Here is an 18,199-nt window from a genome sequence, read left to right on the forward strand (position 1 = left end):
TGCTATTGCGTCGTGAGCTCCCCGCTAGCCAGCCGCCGCGCGACTTCGGTCAGCAGCTCCACGCCGCGCAGGGCGTCGTCGTCCCGGGTGTATTCGGCTTCGTTGTGCGAGATGCCCTCGACGCTGGGGACGAAGAGCATGACCGTCGGCACGACATCCTTCATGTTGGTCGAGTCGTGCCCGGCCACGGTCATGATGTCCGTGTGGCTGAACCCGAGCCGCTCGGCGCTGGCGATGCCGAGCGCCACGCCTGCGGGCTGGTAGGACACCAGTCCCCACCGGTGGGTCAACTCGAGGGCGACCGTCGTGCGGGAGGCCGCCTCCGCCTCGGCGATCCTTTTGTCCAGCAACTCCATGGCGCGGGCCAGGACGCCCTCGTCCGGCGACCGCAGGTCCAGGTTCATGACGGCCTGGCGCGCAATGGTCACCGGCGAGTTGGGCAACACATACATCTCGGAGACCGAGGTGTGCAGCTGCCCGGGGGCGAACTCCGCGGCGAGGTCACGGGCGGCGGAGATGACCAGCGCGGCCCCGTAGAGAGCGTCCCGGCGGTCCTCCATCCGGGTGGAGCCGGTATGCGACTGCTCCCCGTCGACCGTGACGCGGTACTTGCTGGCCGCCCACGTACGGTCCACGATTCCGACCTGCGTGCCGGTCTCCTCGAGGCTCCTGCCCTGTTCGATGTGGATTTCGGCGTACCGGGCCACCTCGGCCAGCCGGGGGGCGCCGTCATCGGCAGTGCGGTGGCCGGCGGCAAGGGCCGCGGCGACCGTCGTCCCGGCCGGATCCGTGGTGGCGAGCGCCTGTTCCAGGGGCAGCTTCCCGGTGTAGACGGAGCTGCCCATCATGCTGGGCGCGAAGCGGCTGCCTTCCTCGTTGAACCAGTTGACCACGGCCACGTTGTAGACCGGGTCGATCCCGCCGGCGGCAGCTTCGGCCGCCACGCGGGCCGCGGCGTGTGCACCGGCCAGCACACCGTAGGCACCGTCGTACCGCCCGGCCAATGGCTGGGAGTCCAGGTGCGATCCGAGCAAGACATAGGGAGCACCGGGAACAAGTTCGAGGGTGCCGAACTGGTTTCCGGCGGCGTCTACCTTTTCGGTGAAGCCATGCCGTGCCAGCCACTCGCCGAACCACCGGCGGGTGGCGTGGTCCGCCGGCGTTCCGGCCTGCCGGTCCACGCCGCCGCCGTCGGTCGCGCCGAACCCGGACATGGCGGCGAAGTCGTCAAGAAATTCCTGGCCGGTCGTGCTCATCGGGTTTCCTCCCCGGTCGATGCCATGGCCGCATCCGCGGTTTTCTGGGGCGGGAAGTTCTCCGCGCCGAAGCGGATCTCGCCGCCCACCATGGTGGCGAGCACCTGCGTGGCGCCGATGCGCGATGGCTCGACGGCGGTGGGATCCTGGTCCAGGAAGACGAGGTCGGCCAGCATGCCCGGCACCAGCCGGCCTTTGGTGTCCGCGGTTCCCGTTGCCGCCGCGGAACCAACGGTGTAGGCGGCCAGCGCCTCGGCCGCGGTGATCCGCTCGTCGGGGCCGTAGACCTCGCCGGACGGGGTCAGCCGCTGCACGAACGACTGCATCACGTCGAGCGGCCGGCCGTTGGACACCGGTCGGTCCGAGCTGCCCGGCAGCGTGGCGCCGCGCTGCAGCAGGCCCTTGGCCGGGTAGGACGTGGCCGTCCGTTCCGGGCCAAGCAGCTTGGCCATGCCGTCGCCGAACTCGGTGATGAAGTGCGGCTGAGGGACCAGGACAATACCGGCCGCGGCAATGCGGTCCAACTGCTCCGGCCGGATCACGCCGCCGTGCTCAATCCTGTTGGGCACGGCCTTGCGGCCGTAGGTTTCCTGGGCTTCGGTAATGATGTCGATTGCGTGGTCGATGGCGTGGTCGCCGATCGCGTGCATGGCAATGGACCAGCCGGCCCGGTACGCCTCAAGCGACGATGCGCGCAGCACCTCGGCGTCCATTTGCAGGTAGCCGTGGTTATGGGGACAGCCAACATACTCTTCGGTGACGTAGGCGGTGCTGCCCAGCAGCGATCCGTCGCTGAAGATCTTCACCGGTCCCAGCCGGAGCCAATCGTCCCCCAAACCGGTGCGGATGCCGGCGTCGAGCCCGCGCGAGACCGGGTCTGCCGCGTGCCCGGGCACCTGATGCAAGGCGTCCAGCACCAGCATGGGTTGCATCCGGACGCTCAGCAGCCCCTTGTCGCGCGCGCTCTGGTAGGCGGCGAACTCCCGCGGCGAGTACCCGATCCAGCCGCCGGCGATGCCTGCGTCGGTGACGCTGGTGATGCCCTCGCTCAGATAGTGCGTGGTCGCAAGGTCCAGCGCGCGTTCGATGGTCGCCAGCGGGTAGGGCAGCATGATGTCCTGCACCAGCCGCATGGCGTTCTCTTCCAGCAGCCCGGTGGGCCGGCCCTGGGCATCCGTGACCACGACGCCGCCATCAATCGGCGCGGCAAGGTCGGCACCGTGTTCGGCGATTACCTCGAGTGCGACGCCGTTGACGTTGCAGGCGTGGCCTGAGGAGTGCTTGATCCATACCGGGCGGCCGCCGGAGGCAGCATCGAGCCGGTCACGGTCAGGCTGGGCGCCGCCGTGCAGCAGCGGGCTGTACCCGGAGGCCACCACCCATTCGTCCTCCGCCAGCGTGGATGCGGCGTCAGCGATGACAGCGTAGGCCTCTTCGAGGCTCGCGACGGTCCCCAGGTTCGCTTCCATCAGGCCGAGCCCGAACCATACGCTGTGGGCGTGCACGTCATTGAAGCCGGGCACGATGACCGCACCGGCGGCGTCGACGACCCGCCGGGCGCCGGGGATGGACTGGGGCTCGACGTCGAGGGCCAGCACCTTCCCGTCGTGGATCAGCAGGCTTTCAGCCACCGGTTGTCCGGGGTCCTGGGTGAGAATGCGGGCGTTGCGGATCAGGAGATCGACGAGCATGAGTCCTCTTCGTGCTTTCGCTGCGGCGTGCCCGGAGCGGTAGATGGCGCACCGGAAGGTGCCGGGGGCCGTCTCCATTTCAACACTGGAGCAATGTCACGCTCAATCGACAAAAGACGCCATATTCTTCAGAAGAATTAGGCGATTGCATAAGATAGGTAGATGAGCGAGCCGCGCGTAGAACCCTTCCCCGACAGCGCCAGCCAGCCGCGGAACTTCGATCCCGACCCATCTGCCGAACCCCAGTGGACCGGCCTTATCCGGCGCTTGTGGCAGGAGCGCGATCTACTGGTCCGCGACTTCCTGGAGCGCTTCGCCACCATCTCCTATGACGGAGCACTGGTTCCGGACGAGGACGTCCGCCGGACGGCGGTCGACACGATGGAGATGTTCCTGTTCCAGATGGCCGGCCTGGAGCTGCCCCCCGATCTTCGGTCGCTGCCGAGGGACGTTGCCGCCCGCCGGGCGCGCCAGGGGGTTCCGCTGGAGGCCTTTCTCAGCGCCGTGCGCAATGACTTCAGGGTTTTGTGGAAAGGGCTTGAACGCGTTGCGCGGGGGGATGGCACCGATGTCCTCGTTGCCAACATGGACCGCGTCCTGGACACGGTGGAGAGATACGTCAGCAGCGTCCAGCAGGCTTTTTCGGAGGAGGAAGCCCTGCTGGCCCGCGACAAGCAGCTGCACCGGCAGCGGCTCCTTTCGCGGCTCTTCAATACCGACACGCGAAACACCGGCGAAGTCTCCGACATCGCTGCCGGCCTGGAAGTAGAGAGCTCGGACGTGTTCGAACTGATTGCAGCGACCAAGGAGACCGTGGCGAAGTTGCAGCTGCAGCCCGCTGCCGACGGTCAGACGTTTTCCTACGAACGCGCGGGCGCCCTTTATCTTTTCCGCGTAACCCGTGCGGGACGAACCTGGCAGGACGATCCGCCCGAGTTTCCGGCAGGTTACATGCCCGGCGTGGAAGGCCTGGCCGCGATTCCGCAGGCGGCAGCGGCGGCCCTGGTGCTGGCCGCCAAGCACGGGGCCGAGACGGGGCTGGCCACGATCGCCGGCACCTGGATGTCCATTGCCCGGGACCTCCTGGAGAACGCGCTCCCCGGGTTCTCCCTGCCCGTCACCACGGCACTGGACCACTGCACGCCGCATGAGCGCCAGCGGTTGCTGCAGGTGGCGCAGAGCTACGGCCGCACGGGGTCGATCAAGGAAACGGCGGAGGAACTGTACTGCCATCGGAACACGGTGGTCAACCGGTTGCATTCGCTTCAGGAAGTCATTGGACTGGATATGACGGTTCCGGCGCAGGCTGCGCTGGCACTGGTCGCGCTCGCGGACTACCAAAACGGCCACAAGTTGTGAAAAAGCACAAGTGAGCGTTGTCAAGCCGGTGTGTATTGTCATTGTTCAGGGGAATGGCACTACCTTACAGTCGAGAGGTACTTCACAGCTCTACCTCGGGATGTCCTCCGTTCAGGGCCATAGGAATTACGGGCTGCCGCTGCCTCCTCCAACGGTGCCGGCCCCGCACAGCTTGAAAGGCAACACGTGACGACGCCGCAATCTCTCAACACCCCCGGTGCCCCGCCCAAAGTCTCCGGCAAGGACGCAGGCAAGATCGCCCGGGCCGCCTTCGTCGGGACGGCTCTCGAGTGGTACGACTACTACCTCTTCGGCACGGCCGCAGCTTTGGTGTTCAACCGCCTGTTCTTCACGGAACTGGATCCCACGGCCGCGTTGCTGGCTTCGTTTGCCACCTTCGGTGTCGGCTTCGCCGCCCGTCCGATCGGCGCAATGCTCTTCGGCTACATCGGCGACAAGTACGGCCGCCGGCCCGCCCTGCTGACCACCATCGTCATGATCGGCGTGGCCACCGGCCTGATCGGTTTGCTGCCTGACTTCGGCAGCATCGGCCTGGCGGCCCCGATCCTGCTCGCCGTCCTGCGGCTCGTCCAGGGACTGGCCGTGGGCGGCGAATGGGGTGGCGCGGTCACGATGGCGGTCGAGCATGCCCCGGCCGAGAAGCGCGGCCGTTATGCCGCCTTGGTCCAGATCGGCTCGCCGGTGGCGACCCTGCTGGCCTCCACAGCGTTCACCCTCGTGCTGCTCTTCCCCTCCGACTTCTTTGACGCCTGGGGCTGGCGCATTCCCTTCCTGCTGGCCTTCCCGATGCTCCTGATCGCCCTGTGGATCCGGCTCAAGGTGGAAGAATCACCGATCTTCAAGGATCTCCTGGCCCAGGAAGAGACCTCCAAGGTCCCGGCCTTCGATGTCTTCCGCAATGCCGGCGGCCGCCTGGTGGTTGCCGTGCTCGCCGCCCTGCTGGGCGTGGGCGGCTTCTACATGATCACCACCTTCGTGGTCAGCTACGGCGTCAACACCTTGGGTGTGGACCGCAACGTGATGGTCAACGCCACCTTGATCGCCGCCGTCGCGCAGATCATCGTCACCATTCTGATGGGCCGGCTCGCGGAAAAGATCGGCCCGGGCAAGGTCACCATGTGGGGCGGCATCCTCACCGCCGCCCTGGCCTTCCCGCTGTTCGCCATGATCGACACGAAGTCCCCGCTGCTGATCACCCTGGCCATCACGCTGGGCATTATGCTGATCGCCGTGGCGTACGCGGTCAACGGCGCGCTGCTGACCGAACTGTTCCCGGCGAAACTGCGCTACTCCGGCGTGGCCCTGGGCTACAACATCGCCGGCGCCACCAGCGGCTTCATGCCGATGATCGCCACCGCAATGCTCGGTGTCTCCGGCAACCAGTCCTGGGGCGCGGCCATGATCCTTGCCATCATCGCGCTGCTCACGGCCGTTGGCGGATTCCTCGGCGAGCGGCTGCGCGTCCAGGACAAGCAGATCGTCGCCGACAGCTAAACCCCCATGCCCGCCCCAACCCGGGGCGGGCTCCGGCCTCCGGTGGCACCGCCGTCGGAAGCAAGACTCTCCAACACCTCGCGGGGGAGCCGTCCAGCCGGGCGGCTCCCCCGCGCCATATCAAGGAGCATTCGGATGATCAATGACGAACAGTCCCAACGTATTCTCGATGCCGTCGACGCCGCGTTCGACGCGCAGCTGGCCTTCACCCAGGAACTGGTGAAGCACCCGTCGCTGCGGACCCGGGAGGGCAGCGCCCAGGACCTGCTGCACACCGCGATGGCGGCACGCGGGCTGGAGATGGACCGCTGGCAGCTTGACCCCGACAAGCTCGCGACGCACCAGGGCTTCGGCCCGGTCACCGTCTCCTACGACGACGTAACCAACGTCGTCGGCACCTACCGGCCGGCCGCCGAAACCGGCCGCTCGCTCATCCTGAACGGTCACGTCGACGTGGTGCCGGAAGGGCCGGAAGAGGCGTGGTCGCGCTCCCCCTGGGATGCCCCCATCATCGACGGCTGGATGTACGGCCGCGGCGCCGGAGACATGAAGGCCGGCCTGGCCGCCAACCTCTTCGCGTTCGACGCCGTCAAGGCCGCCGGTCTTGACCCTGCCGGCCGCATCCACTTCCAGTCCGTCGTCGAAGAGGAATGCACCGGCAACGGTTCCCTGTCCGCACTCATGCGCGGTTACCGGGCGGACGCGGTCATCATCCCCGAGCCCGAAGAGGACATGCTGGTCCGGGCCAACGTCGGGGTCCTCTGGTTCAAGGTACGGGTCACCGGCAACCCGACCCATCCGCGCGAGATGGGCACCGGCTTCAACGCCATCGACGCCGCCTACACGGCCATCACCGCCCTGCGCGAGGTCGAGGAGAAGTGGAACGCGGACCGGGGCCGGCACCGCTACTTCGAGGACCTGGAACACCCCATCAACTTCAACTTCGGGCAGATCGTCGGCGGCGATTGGCCCTCCAGCGTGCCCGCATGGTGTGAATTCGATGTGCGGGCGGCCATCTACCCCGGGATTCCGGCGGAGCAAGCCTGGACCGAACTGCAGGAATGCCTCGCCCGGCTGGGCACCGGACCGGCGTCGATCCACGCCGTCGCCACCAAGACCGGATTCTTCTCCGAGGGTTACGTGCTGGAACCCGGCAGCGAAGCCGAGTCCCTGCTGGAGAGCACGCACCAGCAGGTCTTCGGCAAGGAGCTTGGCAGTTTCACCACTCCCGGCTACCTGGACGGCCGCGTCTTCGCGCTCTACGCCGACACGCCCGCACTTGTTTACGGCCCGGTCTCCGAAGCGATCCACGGATTCGACGAGCGCGTCTCCATCGAGTCGGTCCGCCGGATCACCAAGAGCATCGCGCTGTTCATCGCCAACTGGTGCGGCGTGGAAGAGCGGGCCTGACGCCCTGTCGCCGGCACTTGCGCTTTGGCCGGTGCCGGCGGCCGCCTACTGGCCCCGCTTCTAAATGGACACCGTCCGATGCCGGTTGTCCCACCACGTCACCGTGTGGTTGATCAGTGATCCCAGCACCAAGGACACGGCGATGGCGAGCAGCACCGCGAACTCGGTGGACAGCTGCGGCCAAACACCCGACACGGCGCCGACGCCCACCGAGTAGGCGGACCACAGCACACCGGCCAGGGCGGAGTGCGCCAGGAACCGGCGGCCGGGCTGGGGAATCATCGCGGCGGCCACGTTGAGCGTCACCCGCCCCATGGGAACAAACCGGGACGTCAGCACGAGCGGCAGCCCCTTGCGCCCCAGCCCGGTGCGGGCCTTGCGGAAGCCCGACTGCCAGTGTCGCCCGGAGAACAACTTCCGCTCCGCGAGATTGAAGCGGCGCACCAAGAAGAACGTGCCGGCGTCACCCGCTACCGCGCCGGCCAGCATGGCGGCCGCCAACACGTAAGGGTCGAGGTGGTCCGAGTGCACCGAGAGCGATCCCAGCGCGACGAACAGCGTGGTGCTCGGCACCGGAGGAACCAGCGCGGAGACGGTCACGAAGAGCGCACCGGCAGGATAGATCCACCAGTAATCCAGGCTGCGCAGCAGTTCGCCGAGTTCGTCCATCCCTCCATCCTCCCCGATGCACCGTGGCGCTGGTGCAACGGTGCATCCGGCGGCACGGCGTTGACGCCCGTCTAAACTTGGGCCATGAGCAACTTGGAGGCTGCACCGAGGGAAGTTGTCTGCTCACTGGAAGCAGAATCCGCCGACATGGAGGTCCTGACGCCGCGGGACGTGCCGCTGGGCGGCGTCCGGGCCATGAACGTCCGCCGCACCCTGCCGCAGAAACGGCGCAGCCTGATCGGCTCCTGGTGCTTCTTGGACCATTACGGGCCCGACCTGGTGCCCGGTACCGGCGGCATGCAGGTTCCCCGCCACCCGCACACCGGCCTGGCCACGGTCAGCTGGCTGTTCTCCGGAAAAATCGCGCACCGGGATTCCGCCGGGTTTGAAGCCATCGTGCGGCCGGGGGAAGTGAACCTGATGATCGCCGGCCGCGGCATCTCCCATCAGGAATTTTCGACGCCGGACACCACCGTCCTGCACGGCGCGCAGCTCTGGTTCGCCCTTCCCGACTCGACCCGCAACATGCCGCCGACCTTCGAACATTACGCACCGGAACCCGTCGTCGGCGACGGGACCGAGTTGCGCGTCTTCTTCGGTTCGCTGGCCGGCTCCACGTCGCCGGTCAACACTTACACACCTCCGCTGCTCGGCGCCGAAGCGACGCTGCGTGCGGGTTCCCGGCTGGAACTCGACCTGGACCCCGATTTCGAACACGGAATCCTGCTGGATACCGGCGATCTTCGGCTGGACGGGGACGAGGTCCCCGTGGACCACTTGGTCTACCTCGCCCCCGGACGACGGCATCTCGTCCTCGAGGCCGGGGACGGGCCGGTGCGGCTGCTTCTCATCGGCGGCCAGCCTCTGGGCGAGCAGATCATCATGTGGTGGAACTTCGTGGGCAGGAGCCATGAAGAGATCGTGGCGTACCGCGCCGCCTGGCAGGCGGAGATCGACGTCGACCCGGCGCCGCAGCCCGCAGGCGGCACCTATCCGGACGGTGCCCCGTATCCCCGGTTCGGCCCCTTCCCCGACGGGATGCCCGCGCCGCTGCCCGCCCCAACGTTGCCCACCGTCCAGCTGAGACCCCGCGGCTGAGCACTGCCAGGCCGACCACACCCAGGAGGATCCGTGGAATCCGACGCACCCATCACCGTCCGCCTCAATACCGAACGGCGCCGTTACGAACTGGTGGACGGCGGCAAGGTCATCGGCAAGGCCCACTGGCTTCCATCCGAGGGGCCGGCCGGACCCGAACGGATTTTCTTCCACACCACCGTCGACGAGGCGTACGCCGGCCAGGGACTGGCCGGACGCCTGGCCCGCTACTCGCTGGATGACACCGCCGCCGCCGGGGTGTCCGTGGTGACCGTCTGCCCGTATTTCAAGGCCTACGTCGAAAAGCACCCGGAGTACCAGGCCCGGACCACCCCGGTGCGGCCCGAACACGTGCAAGCGGCCGAACGCGTCGCCGGCTAGGGAAACCGCCGGAACTCTCTGCGGTCGCCAACAGTTCTTAACGGGGAGAGATAACCCGTGCACCGGCTTCCACCGGGCAGGCAAGGAGCGCAACCGTGGGAATGTTCGACAAGCTGGTCCAAAAGGGCAAGCAAAAGGCGGTCCAGTACGCCAAGGAGCAGTTGGCCCAACGCACCGGGCAACAGCGCCAGCCGCGGCCCCAGGACTCCGGCCGGGAGCCCGGCTACGGCCAGGACGCGGGCTACGGATACGGCCAGAACCGCGGCTACGGCCAGGACCGTGGTTACGGACAAGATCGCAACTATGGCCAGGACCGTGAGTACGACGGCGGGTACAACTCCGGCGGTCGTGACGGCAGCCAGCGGTATCCGTCCCGGCCGCAGCCCCGTGACGGCAGGCCCGGGCAGACCGCCGGGCGGGACGCCGACCAGGCGGCCATCGCGAAATACAAGTACATGCTGCAGACGGCACCGCCCCAGGACATGGAGCGGGCCCACGCCGAAGCCTTCAACCGGTTGACGCCGCAGCAGCGCGCGATGCTCCGCGACGAGCTCAACAGCCAACTTCCCGCCGCCGAGCGGGCCGCCTCCGACCGGCCCGAGACGCTGGCCAGGACCGCCACCCGCGCCGAGCTGGCGCAGCCGGGCTTCATGGAACGAATCCTCGGCCGGACCGGAACGGGCCGGGGCGGCGGTCGCCTGGCCGCCGGAGCCGCCGGTGCCGCCGGAGGTTTGGGCGCCGGGCTGCTGGCCGGCGTGGCTGCCGGCTTCGTCGGCTCGGCCATCGCCGGTCCCCTGCTGGAAGGGTTCTCCGGTATCGGGGAAGGACTGGCCGGCGCCGCCGAAGGATTCGGCGATACCGTCGCCTCCGCCGGTGAGGGCTTTGCGGAAGATGCAGGCTTCGGCGGCTTCTTTGGTGACGGCGCCGAAGGCCTCGGCGACTGGGAGATTTAGTACCCCGCGCGCCTATCCGATGGGCGGGCCCCCCGGTTAGGACGCGGAGTAGACCACTTCACCGCCGATCACGGTGGTGATGACAGTGGTGCCCCGGATGCGGGCGGGAGCCAGCTCGAAGAGATCGTCGCTCAGGGCGATAAAGTCGGCCAGCATGCCGACCTTGATGGCCCCCTTGTCCGCCTCCTGACCCACGGCGTAGGCGGAGCCGTAGGTGTAGGCCCGCACTGCTTCTTCCACTGTGAGCCGCTCATCCGGGCCGAGGATCCGGCCACTGGCCGTGGTGCGGTTGACCATATCGTGGATGGACGTCATGGGGTTGCCGTCGGAGACCGGCGAGTCCGTGGAACCGGGAAGCACCATGCCGGCGTCCAACAGCGACTTCATCCGGTAGATCAGTGGTGCCAGCTCCGGTTCAACGGCGTCCATCATGCCGTCGCCGAAGTCGGAGATGAATACCCCCTGCGGCACAGCTGTCAGGTTCAGGGCCGCCGCCCGGGCGATTTGATTGTCGGAGGCCAGGGCAAAATGCTCGATGCGGTGCCGCACGTCCGGCCGTGGCGAGCGGCGCTGGGCTTCCTCGACTGCATCTATCACGTGGTCGATCGCGGCGTCGCCGATAGCATGCGTCGCCACGGTCCATCCTGCTTCATGGGCGCCGATGATCATGTCATTCAGCTGTTTGGGTGCGAAGGCCAACACGCCGTGGTTATCCGGCTCCCCGTGGTAGCAGTGGTGCATGGCCGCTGAGCGGCCGATAAAGGAACCGTCGGAAAGGATCTTGACCGGCCCCACCCGCAGGCGGTCATCACCGAGGCCGGTGCGGATGCCCAGGTCCAGCCCCAGCCAGGTGCGGTCGCGGAAACCTTCCAGCTCGTGCAGGGTGGAGCAGTACGGCATGAGCGTGGTCCGGGTTTTCAGCACACCGGCCTCCACAGCCTGCTGGTAGGAGTGGAAGTCCGCCGGGGTGTTGCCCAGCATCGTGTATTCGCCGATGCCGGGCTCGGTCACCGACGTCAGGCCGTACCGGAGGGCCTGTTCACTGGCCAGGCCCAGGTTTCGCTGGACTTCGTCGAGGCCCATCGGCCGGACCAGCCGGTAGACCATCTGCATGGCCGCTTCCTGCAGCAGTCCAACGGCCCGGCCATCGGCGTCACGCAGCACTGCCCCGCCATCCACCTCCGGCACGCCGGTGCGACCCGGATACCCGGCCAGCTCCAATGCCCTCGTATTGGCCACTATCATGTGCCCGGAAACGTGCTCCAGCAGCACCGGCCTTCCGGCGGCTGCCTTGTCCAGAGCGTCTGCCGTGGGATGGCCCTCCAGGAAGTTTTGGTCGTATCCCGAGCCGCGCACCCATGCGCCTTCCGGCAAGGTTGCGGCGTAGCCGGCTACGGCCTCGTAGAGCTCCGCCAAGGAGGATACCTTGCCCGGCCGCAGATCCAGCGCGGCCAGCCTGGCCCCGGTCAGGGAAAGGTGGTAGTGCGCGTCATGGAAACCAGGCAGCACCGGGGCGTTCCCCAGGTTCACGGTCCGATCGGCGGCAATCCCGTCCAGTTCTTCGTCCAGCCCTACAATGCGTCCGTGCAGGACACCGATCCGGCTGGCTGTCGGGCGCTGGGGATCCAGGGTTCGGACGCGGGCATTGGTGAAGATGGCATCGATACGCATGTTGATCCTGTTCGTGAGTGGGTGGAATGTGAGCGGGTGCCTGGAATCGCCGGGCAGGGAACGCAAGCACCGCCGTCGTCATGGGGAACAGAGGCGACGGCGGTGCCCGGTGCCGGCGTCAGACGGTCGGTAACAGCGCTGCCTCTTTGGCGGCCCTGCGGGTGCTCACGCGGTTGAGCCCCAGCACGCCCGCGACCGTAGCCAGCAGCATCACCGCGTAAAAGATCGCAACGCCCCAAGGGCTGCCGTTGGAGTTGTTCAGGATCCACTGGGCAACCAAGGGAGTGGAACCGCCGATCAGTGAGGAGCACAGCTGATAAGCGAGGGAAACCCCGGTATACCGGATGTTTGCCGGGAAGGCAGCAGCGAGGGCGTTCGCCAGCAAGGCGTAGTAGGCGGTGCCGCCCAAGCAGGTCATGTAGAGGGTGATGGCGATCAGCACTGGGTTGGCGGTGTCGATGGCCAGGAAGAACGGGACGGTCATGACCACCGCCAACAGCAGGCCCCAGACCATGACCTTGGTGGCGCCGATCTTCTCCGCAACGAGCGCGGCCAGCGGCTGCCACAGGAACTGCAGGATGGCCATGCCCAGCAGCACATTGAGCATCACCTGGCGGTCAATGCCCAATGACCCGGTCGTCCAGGAGAGCAGGAAGGTGTTGGTGAAGTAGGCCAGCGAGATGCCCATGATCGAGGCGACCAGTCCTACGGCCACCAGGCCGGGGGCGGTCTTGAACACCTGGACGATCGGAGCCTTGACCACCACGGCCGACTTCTTGACCTCCATGAAGTCCTGGGACTCCTCGACCTTCAGCCGGATCACCAGTCCGACAATGACCAGCACCGCCGACAGCAGGAACGGGACCCGCCAGCCCCAGGCGAGGAACTGATCGTCGGGCAGTTGGCCCACCAACATGAACATCAGGGTCGACAGAATGGCGCCGGCGGGCGAGCCCTGCTGCACCCAAGCTCCGGCGATGCCCTTCTTCTTCTCGGAAGCGTTCTCGGTGGCCATCAGGACGGCGCCGCCCCATTCGCCGCCGACCGCGATCCCCTGAAGCGCGCGCAGCAGGATGAGCAGGACCGGGGCCATGACACCGATCTGGGCATAGCCGGGCAACACGCCAATGAGCGTCGTGGCAACGCCCATCATCATCAGCGTGATGACCAGGATGTTCTTGCGGCCCAGCTTGTCACCGAAGTGGCCGAAGATCGCCCCGCCGAGGGGACGCGCCAGGAATCCGACCCAGAAGGTGGCGAAGGAGGCCATCAGCGCTGCTCCCGGCGCCGCCCCGGGATAGAACACGTGGCCGAAGACCAGTGCAGCGGCGGTGCCAAAAATGTAGAAGTCATACCATTCGATGGCGGTGCCCACGAAGGCGCCGACTGTCGAACGCCGTTGACGGGCTGCCTGGGCAGCGGTGGCTGTCTGTGACATGGGGGATCCTTTTCCAGCTGTTCATCGAGACGTCGGAACAAATTCGCCTCCCAGAATGTGGGATGCAACCTATGCGCGTCTAATGACTTTTTGGCAGGGAGGTATAAAATTCGCTTATGTTTGACGCCCGTGCCCTGACTTACTTCCTAGCTGTAGCGGAGACGGGGTCAGTGAGCGCCGCCGCAGAAAAGTGTTTTGTTACGCAGCCGGCAGTCTCCCGGCAAGTCGCTGCCTTGGAACGCCAGTTGGGCATCCGGATTTTCCGTCGGGTAGCCTCCGGTATGGTGTTGACGCCGGGCGGGGAGCGCTTCCTGGAGCTGGCCCAAGACATACTGAACCGGCACCACCGGGCTACGGAGGTCATGAACGCCGTACGTTCGGGCCACCAGGATTTCACCGTCGCCTGCCCCGAGACCACCGGAAATTTCTTTTTGGCGCCATTCGTCGCCTCCGGCGGAGGCATCGCAGACATCGTGCCGGCCGCCCCGGACGAGGTCTACGCCCTGCTGCGGCGCGGCGTAGACATGGCAGTCAATACGTCGGCGCCACCGCCGCAGCTGGCCTCGCGGATGGTCCTGTCCGTGCCCATAACGTGCCAGGCTGTTCCCGACCTGTTTCCGCTCCCTGAGGCCGGTACGGTGGAGCTGCGGGAGGTGGCAGGCTCCCCGCTGCTGTTGCCCGGCGCCGGGAGCGCCGTAACCCGGGCGGTGCAACGCGAGGCCGGCCGTTACGGTATTGAACTGAGCCTTGGCACCCTCACCAGCAACGGAACCTTGGCCCAGGCCCGGGCGGCCGCCGGCTACGGGAGCGCCCTGGTGATCGAACCTCCACAGTACGGCCTGGCCTCAGCCACGCTGGTCAACAACGGCAGGCCGATGATCATCGACCTTCATGCCGCATGGGAGCCGGACCATTACGCCGCCGACCGGCTTGAGGAGATCGCCTTCGAATTGGGCGATTGGATGCCCAGGATATTCAAGGAATCGGCTGTACGCTAACGCCGGCCCTACGCCTCGGTGCCGGCGCCCGCGGTGGAGGCAGCGGCGTCGTCCTCCTCTGCGACCGGCGGGGTGACCAGCAGGGCGGTGCCGGCGTAGGGTCCCAGGTGGAGATAGAAGCTGTGCAGGTCATCCACCGTCCCGATGGTCTCGCCGCTGAATGCGTCGGTCACCTCGGAGCCCAGCTCCAGTGCCTCGGAACGGACGGTACCGGCGATCTCCTGGCCGGAGAAGTTCAGGACCGTGACCTCCTGCCCGCCCGAGACCAGCTGATGGACCATCACCAGCATGCCCCGATGGGAGACATCGGGAACATCGATCAGGGCGCTCTTGGCGATGCCATGCTCTTCCCGGACGGCCAGGATCCGTGCCAGCTGCCGGGCGAACGACGATTCGTCCTCGAGCTGCTCGGGCAGCGTGCCGTACAGCGCCTTGGCCATGGGCATGCCGGAGGTTGACGTCTCGGCGGTCGGATCGAATCCCATCAGGTCGTGGGCGCTGCGGTTGATCCAGCGGGTGTCCCCGCGCGACATCAGCCGGGCCACCCGGCTGCGCTCCAGCGGCAACATCCCGCACAGATCCCAGCCGGAGAGCGCGAAGACCCCCGGCTGCAGCGCGTTGTACATGGCCAGCAGGAGGTGCACCCGGCGGATCTCCGCCGACTGCTCCTCGGTGATCGTGTCCAGGTCGGTGATGCCCAGCACCGCGGTGATCACGCTGGCCGTGGTGCAGGCGATGCCGTTGGCGGTGAAGACCAGGTTGTATGGGGCGGCTTCCCCGGTGATCCCGTCCCGCAGGGTCTGCTGCACCTTGTGGGCCAGCTCCGCGCCGGTGAGTTCCTCGCCGTCGAGCTCGTAGACGTCGTCCTTGTGCTTGGTGGTGAAGTGCACCAGTTCATAGGTCAGCTCGTCGTGGTTCTGCAGCGCGTGCACCAGCGATGCCTGGTCCACACCGATCTCCATGGCCAGGCGCAGCGTCAGCCGGAGGAACTCGGTGTCGGCGGTGACCAGGGCGTGGTGGTACGCCGGACGCGTCACGAAGTCGTAGGACAGGTCCGGACCGGTTTCGGAGGTGGCCTTGATGTCGTCGATGCTGAGGTTCAGCTCCTGGAAGGTGAAGCCGCCGACCTTGCGGACCATGCTGCCGATGATCTGGTTGGCGGCCGCCGAGAGCGGATGCCCCTCGGACCAGCCGGGCGTTTCCTCGGCACTCTTCTCCACGCCCAGGAAGCCGTTGGCGTCCAGGCGGAGCGCCCCGGTCCCCAGGTCGACCAGCGAATGCAGGGCATCCCCCATCACCAGGCGCATGCCGGAGAACGTGGGATCCAGCCAGTTGATCGACGGCTGGCCGGCCTTGAAGTAGTGCAGATACACCCAGCGGTGGGCCTTGCCGTCTATGTCCAGAACCGGCGGGGTGGCGCTCCAGTTGGTTTCCTTCACGCCGGGTTCGTAGAAAATGACCCGCTGGAGTTCGCCGATGATGTAGCCCGCCTGCTGGAGCCGGCGCTCGGTCGCGACGTCGATGTTGACCGCGTCCTCGCCCTCGGGGACATCCGGCAACAGGTCCCAGTCGGACTCCGGGATGTCGATCATGTGGTAGATGCCCGGGTAGTCGCGGAAGTTCATCTCCGCCAGCCGGAAGTCCGCGCCCTTGCCCGTGTGGCCGGGCACAATATCGTCGACGATCGTGCCGCCGTGTTCGGCGGCCACCTCGCACATGCTCCGGAACTCGTCCTCGGTGCCGAACAGCGGATCGATCGCCATGCTGATGCGGTCGAAGTGCCCGTCCACGCTGGGGGTATGGTTCCAGCCGGTCAGGCCGCCGGCCAGCTTCACCGGCCCGATGTGGATGGCCTTGATGCCGATCTGCTGGAAGGCCTCCCAGAGCGCGGCATCGCCCAGCGCCGCCAGGAACGTCTGCCCCGGCCTGGTGATCAGCGACAGCGGGTAGGCCGTGAACCACACCGAGGCCCGCTCCACCGCCGCCCGCGGGTTCGGATACGCGAACGGGTTCTGCCACATGCTGGCCTGCCCGGAGAGCTGGCGGCCCAGCACCTTCGCGTCGCCGAGCATGGACTGGTTGCGCAGCCACTCCACATAGACCTTGTTGCGGGCGTCGGGCTCGAACGGCGGGTGGCCGGGCACAAAATGGCGGCGGCGGGCCCGCGGCCGCAGCGAACGGGGACGAGCCGGGTAGAACTGCTCGTCAAAGCTGATGTCCGGCACCGGGGGTTCGGCGAGGGGCTCGACGGCGGCGCTCCCGCCGTCTGCGCCTGCGACAGCACCGCCGTCGTCGCCCGCGGCAGCACCGTCTGCGCCCGCTACGGCACTCCTGTCCGCGCCCGCGGCAGCACCGCCGTCGTCATAGTTGGTGCGGTCAAGGACGGGCTCGTGCCCCAGAACCGAATCGTTCATGGCGTCATCTCCTTTGTGCTCGACAACTGGAATTTTCCAGACGGGCTCTACCCCCAACATTGCCAGACCGCCGGGGCCACCACTACCCCGCACCACGGTCAGCCGGGCAGTTCCAGCTCTTCCACCCGGCGCTGCAGGTGGCGGCGCTCCACCTCGTTCCGGCAGAGTTCCAGTGCCAGCCTGTAGTGTTCGGCGGCTTCGACATCGCGTCCGCAGCGGCGCAGCATTTCGGCGCGGACTCCCGGCAGCCGGTGGTTTCCGCGCAGTTGGGCGTCCAGCCCGCCCAGCAATTCGAGGCCGGCCAACGGTCCGTCCGCTTCGGCGGCAGCCACCGCCCGGTTGAGCCGGACCACGGGTGAACCGGTGAGGGCGTCAAGCCTGGCGTAGAGGCCGGCGATGCTCGTCCAATCCGTTTCTTCGGCGGTGGCAGCCGAACAGTGCGCGCCGGCGATCAGTGCCTGCAGCCGCAGTTCCTCGGCATACCCGCTGTCCGGCGGCTGGTCGATCAGCAGTCCGAGCGCCTCCGCAATCTCCCGGTGGTGCCACCGGCTGCGGTCCTGGTCCGGCAGCAGCACCAGTTCCCCGTCCCGGATGCGTGCGTCCCGCCGTGCATGCTGCAGCATCAACAGCGCCTTCAGGCAGCGCAGCAGCGGCGTGTGCGGCATCAAGTCGTCCAGCAGTCCCGCCAGGCGCACCGCCTCCCCGGCTTCTTCGACGCGCAGCAGGTCCGCGCCGTCGCCCGGGAGGTAGGCGCTGGTGAAGGCCAGATAAACCGTTCGTGCCGCGTTTTCCAACCGGCCCGGAAGGTCGCCGGCGTCCGGCAGGGCGAATGGTAGGCCGGAGCCGGCGATCTTCTTCTTTCCGCGGGTTATCCGGGCTGCCATGGTGGCGTCGCTGACCAGGAACAGCCGCGCAATCCGCGCCGTCGGCAGGCCCATGACGAACCGCAGGGCCAGCCCGGCCTGCACCTCGGGAACCAGGGCCGGATGCGTGGCCAGGAAGATCATCGGCAAGCGCTCGTCCGGATACTCCACGAAACCGGCGCCGCCGGCGGAACCCGCGTCATCGGCCGCCCGTGGCCGGAGCCGGTCGGCCACGAGCAGCGGCAGTTTCCGGCTGGCCACCTGCTCATGCCGCAGCCCATCCAGCACGGTGCGCTCTGCGCTGCGGTAGAGCCAGGCGGGCGGGTTCTCAGGGGTGCCCTCGGCCGGCCACCGGGCAGCAGCCCGGGCGAACGCCTCGGCAAGCGCATCCTCGACCAGGTCCAGCCGCTGGAAGCGTGAGAAAAGCAGCGCCAGCAGCCGGCCCCATTCGTCCCTGTGGATCTGCTCCAGCCGCTCCATGGC

At 67.4% G+C, this 18,199-nt stretch carries 14 protein-coding genes; 7 read left to right on the forward strand and 7 right to left on the reverse strand.

The window, feature by feature from the left end; all coding sequences use genetic code 11:
* Positions 1 to 2: 2 nt before the first annotated feature.
* Positions 3 to 1,256 carry a M20 family metallo-hydrolase gene (locus AC5RV3_RS10440; protein WP_494122058.1) on the reverse strand — a complete coding sequence of 418 codons (1,254 nt, stop codon included), beginning with the start codon at positions 1,254 to 1,256 and terminating at the stop codon, positions 3 to 5.
* Entirely contained in the window at positions 1,253 to 2,947 is a 1,695-nt protein-coding gene (locus AC5RV3_RS10445) for an amidohydrolase (protein ID WP_494122059.1), read from the reverse strand. Before AC5RV3_RS10445 ends, AC5RV3_RS10440 begins: the two co-directional genes overlap by 4 nt.
* Before the next feature lie 162 nt (positions 2,948 to 3,109).
* On the opposite strand from AC5RV3_RS10445, the gene AC5RV3_RS10450 reads away from it, so the two are divergent.
* The 3 genes from AC5RV3_RS10450 to AC5RV3_RS10460 all read left to right on the forward strand — a co-directional run bounded on the left by AC5RV3_RS10450 (position 3,110) and on the right by AC5RV3_RS10460 (position 7,231).
* Positions 3,110 to 4,306: a helix-turn-helix domain-containing protein gene (locus tag AC5RV3_RS10450; RefSeq protein WP_494122060.1), complete on the forward strand. Its 1,197-nt coding sequence runs from the start codon at positions 3,110 to 3,112 to the stop codon at positions 4,304 to 4,306.
* A 186-nt stretch (positions 4,307 to 4,492) separates the two neighbouring features.
* Positions 4,493 to 5,821 (forward strand): MFS transporter, encoded by a 1,329-nt coding sequence (locus AC5RV3_RS10455; RefSeq protein ID WP_494122061.1) that lies wholly within the window; start codon positions 4,493 to 4,495, stop codon positions 5,819 to 5,821.
* Between the two features lie 135 nt (positions 5,822 to 5,956).
* Entirely contained in the window at positions 5,957 to 7,231 is a 1,275-nt protein-coding gene (locus AC5RV3_RS10460) for an ArgE/DapE family deacylase (protein WP_494122062.1), read from the forward strand.
* A 60-nt stretch (positions 7,232 to 7,291) separates the two neighbouring features.
* Here the strand turns inward: AC5RV3_RS10460 and AC5RV3_RS10465 are convergent, their stop codons facing one another.
* On the reverse strand, positions 7,292 to 7,900 hold the full coding sequence (locus tag AC5RV3_RS10465; protein ID WP_494122063.1) for a DedA family protein: 609 nt from the start codon (positions 7,898 to 7,900) through the stop codon (positions 7,292 to 7,294).
* Between the two features lie 84 nt (positions 7,901 to 7,984).
* Here AC5RV3_RS10465 and AC5RV3_RS10470 point away from each other — a divergent pair, with 84 nt between their 5' ends.
* The 3 genes from AC5RV3_RS10470 to AC5RV3_RS10480 all read left to right on the forward strand — a co-directional run bounded on the left by AC5RV3_RS10470 (position 7,985) and on the right by AC5RV3_RS10480 (position 10,332).
* Positions 7,985 to 8,998, forward strand: a complete 1,014-nt coding sequence (locus tag AC5RV3_RS10470; protein ID WP_494122064.1) for a pirin family protein — start codon at positions 7,985 to 7,987, stop codon at positions 8,996 to 8,998.
* 33 nt (positions 8,999 to 9,031) lie between these two features.
* Positions 9,032 to 9,379 (forward strand): GNAT family N-acetyltransferase, encoded by a 348-nt coding sequence (locus AC5RV3_RS10475; RefSeq protein WP_494122065.1) that lies wholly within the window; start codon positions 9,032 to 9,034, stop codon positions 9,377 to 9,379.
* Between the two features lie 101 nt (positions 9,380 to 9,480).
* The gene (locus AC5RV3_RS10480; RefSeq protein ID WP_494122342.1) at positions 9,481 to 10,332 is read left to right on the forward strand and encodes a hypothetical protein; all 852 of its coding nucleotides are present in this window, start codon (positions 9,481 to 9,483) and stop codon (positions 10,330 to 10,332) included.
* 36 nt (positions 10,333 to 10,368) lie between these two features.
* Here the strand turns inward: AC5RV3_RS10480 and AC5RV3_RS10485 are convergent, their stop codons facing one another.
* Both AC5RV3_RS10485 and AC5RV3_RS10490 read right to left on the reverse strand, forming a co-directional pair.
* Entirely contained in the window at positions 10,369 to 12,003 is a 1,635-nt protein-coding gene (locus AC5RV3_RS10485; protein WP_494122066.1) for an amidohydrolase, read from the reverse strand.
* A 118-nt stretch (positions 12,004 to 12,121) separates the two neighbouring features.
* Positions 12,122 to 13,441 (reverse strand): MFS transporter, encoded by a 1,320-nt coding sequence (locus AC5RV3_RS10490; RefSeq protein WP_494122067.1) that lies wholly within the window; start codon positions 13,439 to 13,441, stop codon positions 12,122 to 12,124.
* Positions 13,442 to 13,557: 116 nt separating this feature from the next.
* Between AC5RV3_RS10490 and AC5RV3_RS10495 the strand changes: the two genes are divergently transcribed.
* The gene (locus AC5RV3_RS10495; protein ID WP_494122068.1) at positions 13,558 to 14,439 is read left to right on the forward strand and encodes a LysR family transcriptional regulator; all 882 of its coding nucleotides are present in this window, start codon (positions 13,558 to 13,560) and stop codon (positions 14,437 to 14,439) included.
* Positions 14,440 to 14,447: 8 nt separating this feature from the next.
* Here the strand turns inward: AC5RV3_RS10495 and treS are convergent, their stop codons facing one another.
* Positions 14,448 to 16,853, reverse strand: coding sequence for a maltose alpha-D-glucosyltransferase (treS, locus tag AC5RV3_RS10500; protein WP_494122069.1), 2,406 nt, complete (start codon positions 16,851 to 16,853; stop codon positions 14,448 to 14,450).
* Between the two features lie 98 nt (positions 16,854 to 16,951).
* A complete protein-coding gene (locus tag AC5RV3_RS10505) occupies positions 16,952 to 18,196 on the reverse strand; it encodes an RNA polymerase sigma factor (RefSeq protein ID WP_494122070.1) in 1,245 nt (414 codons plus the stop codon).
* Positions 18,197 to 18,199: the final 3 nt, after the last annotated feature.

Source organism: Arthrobacter sp. Y3221114, assembly GCF_059092625.1.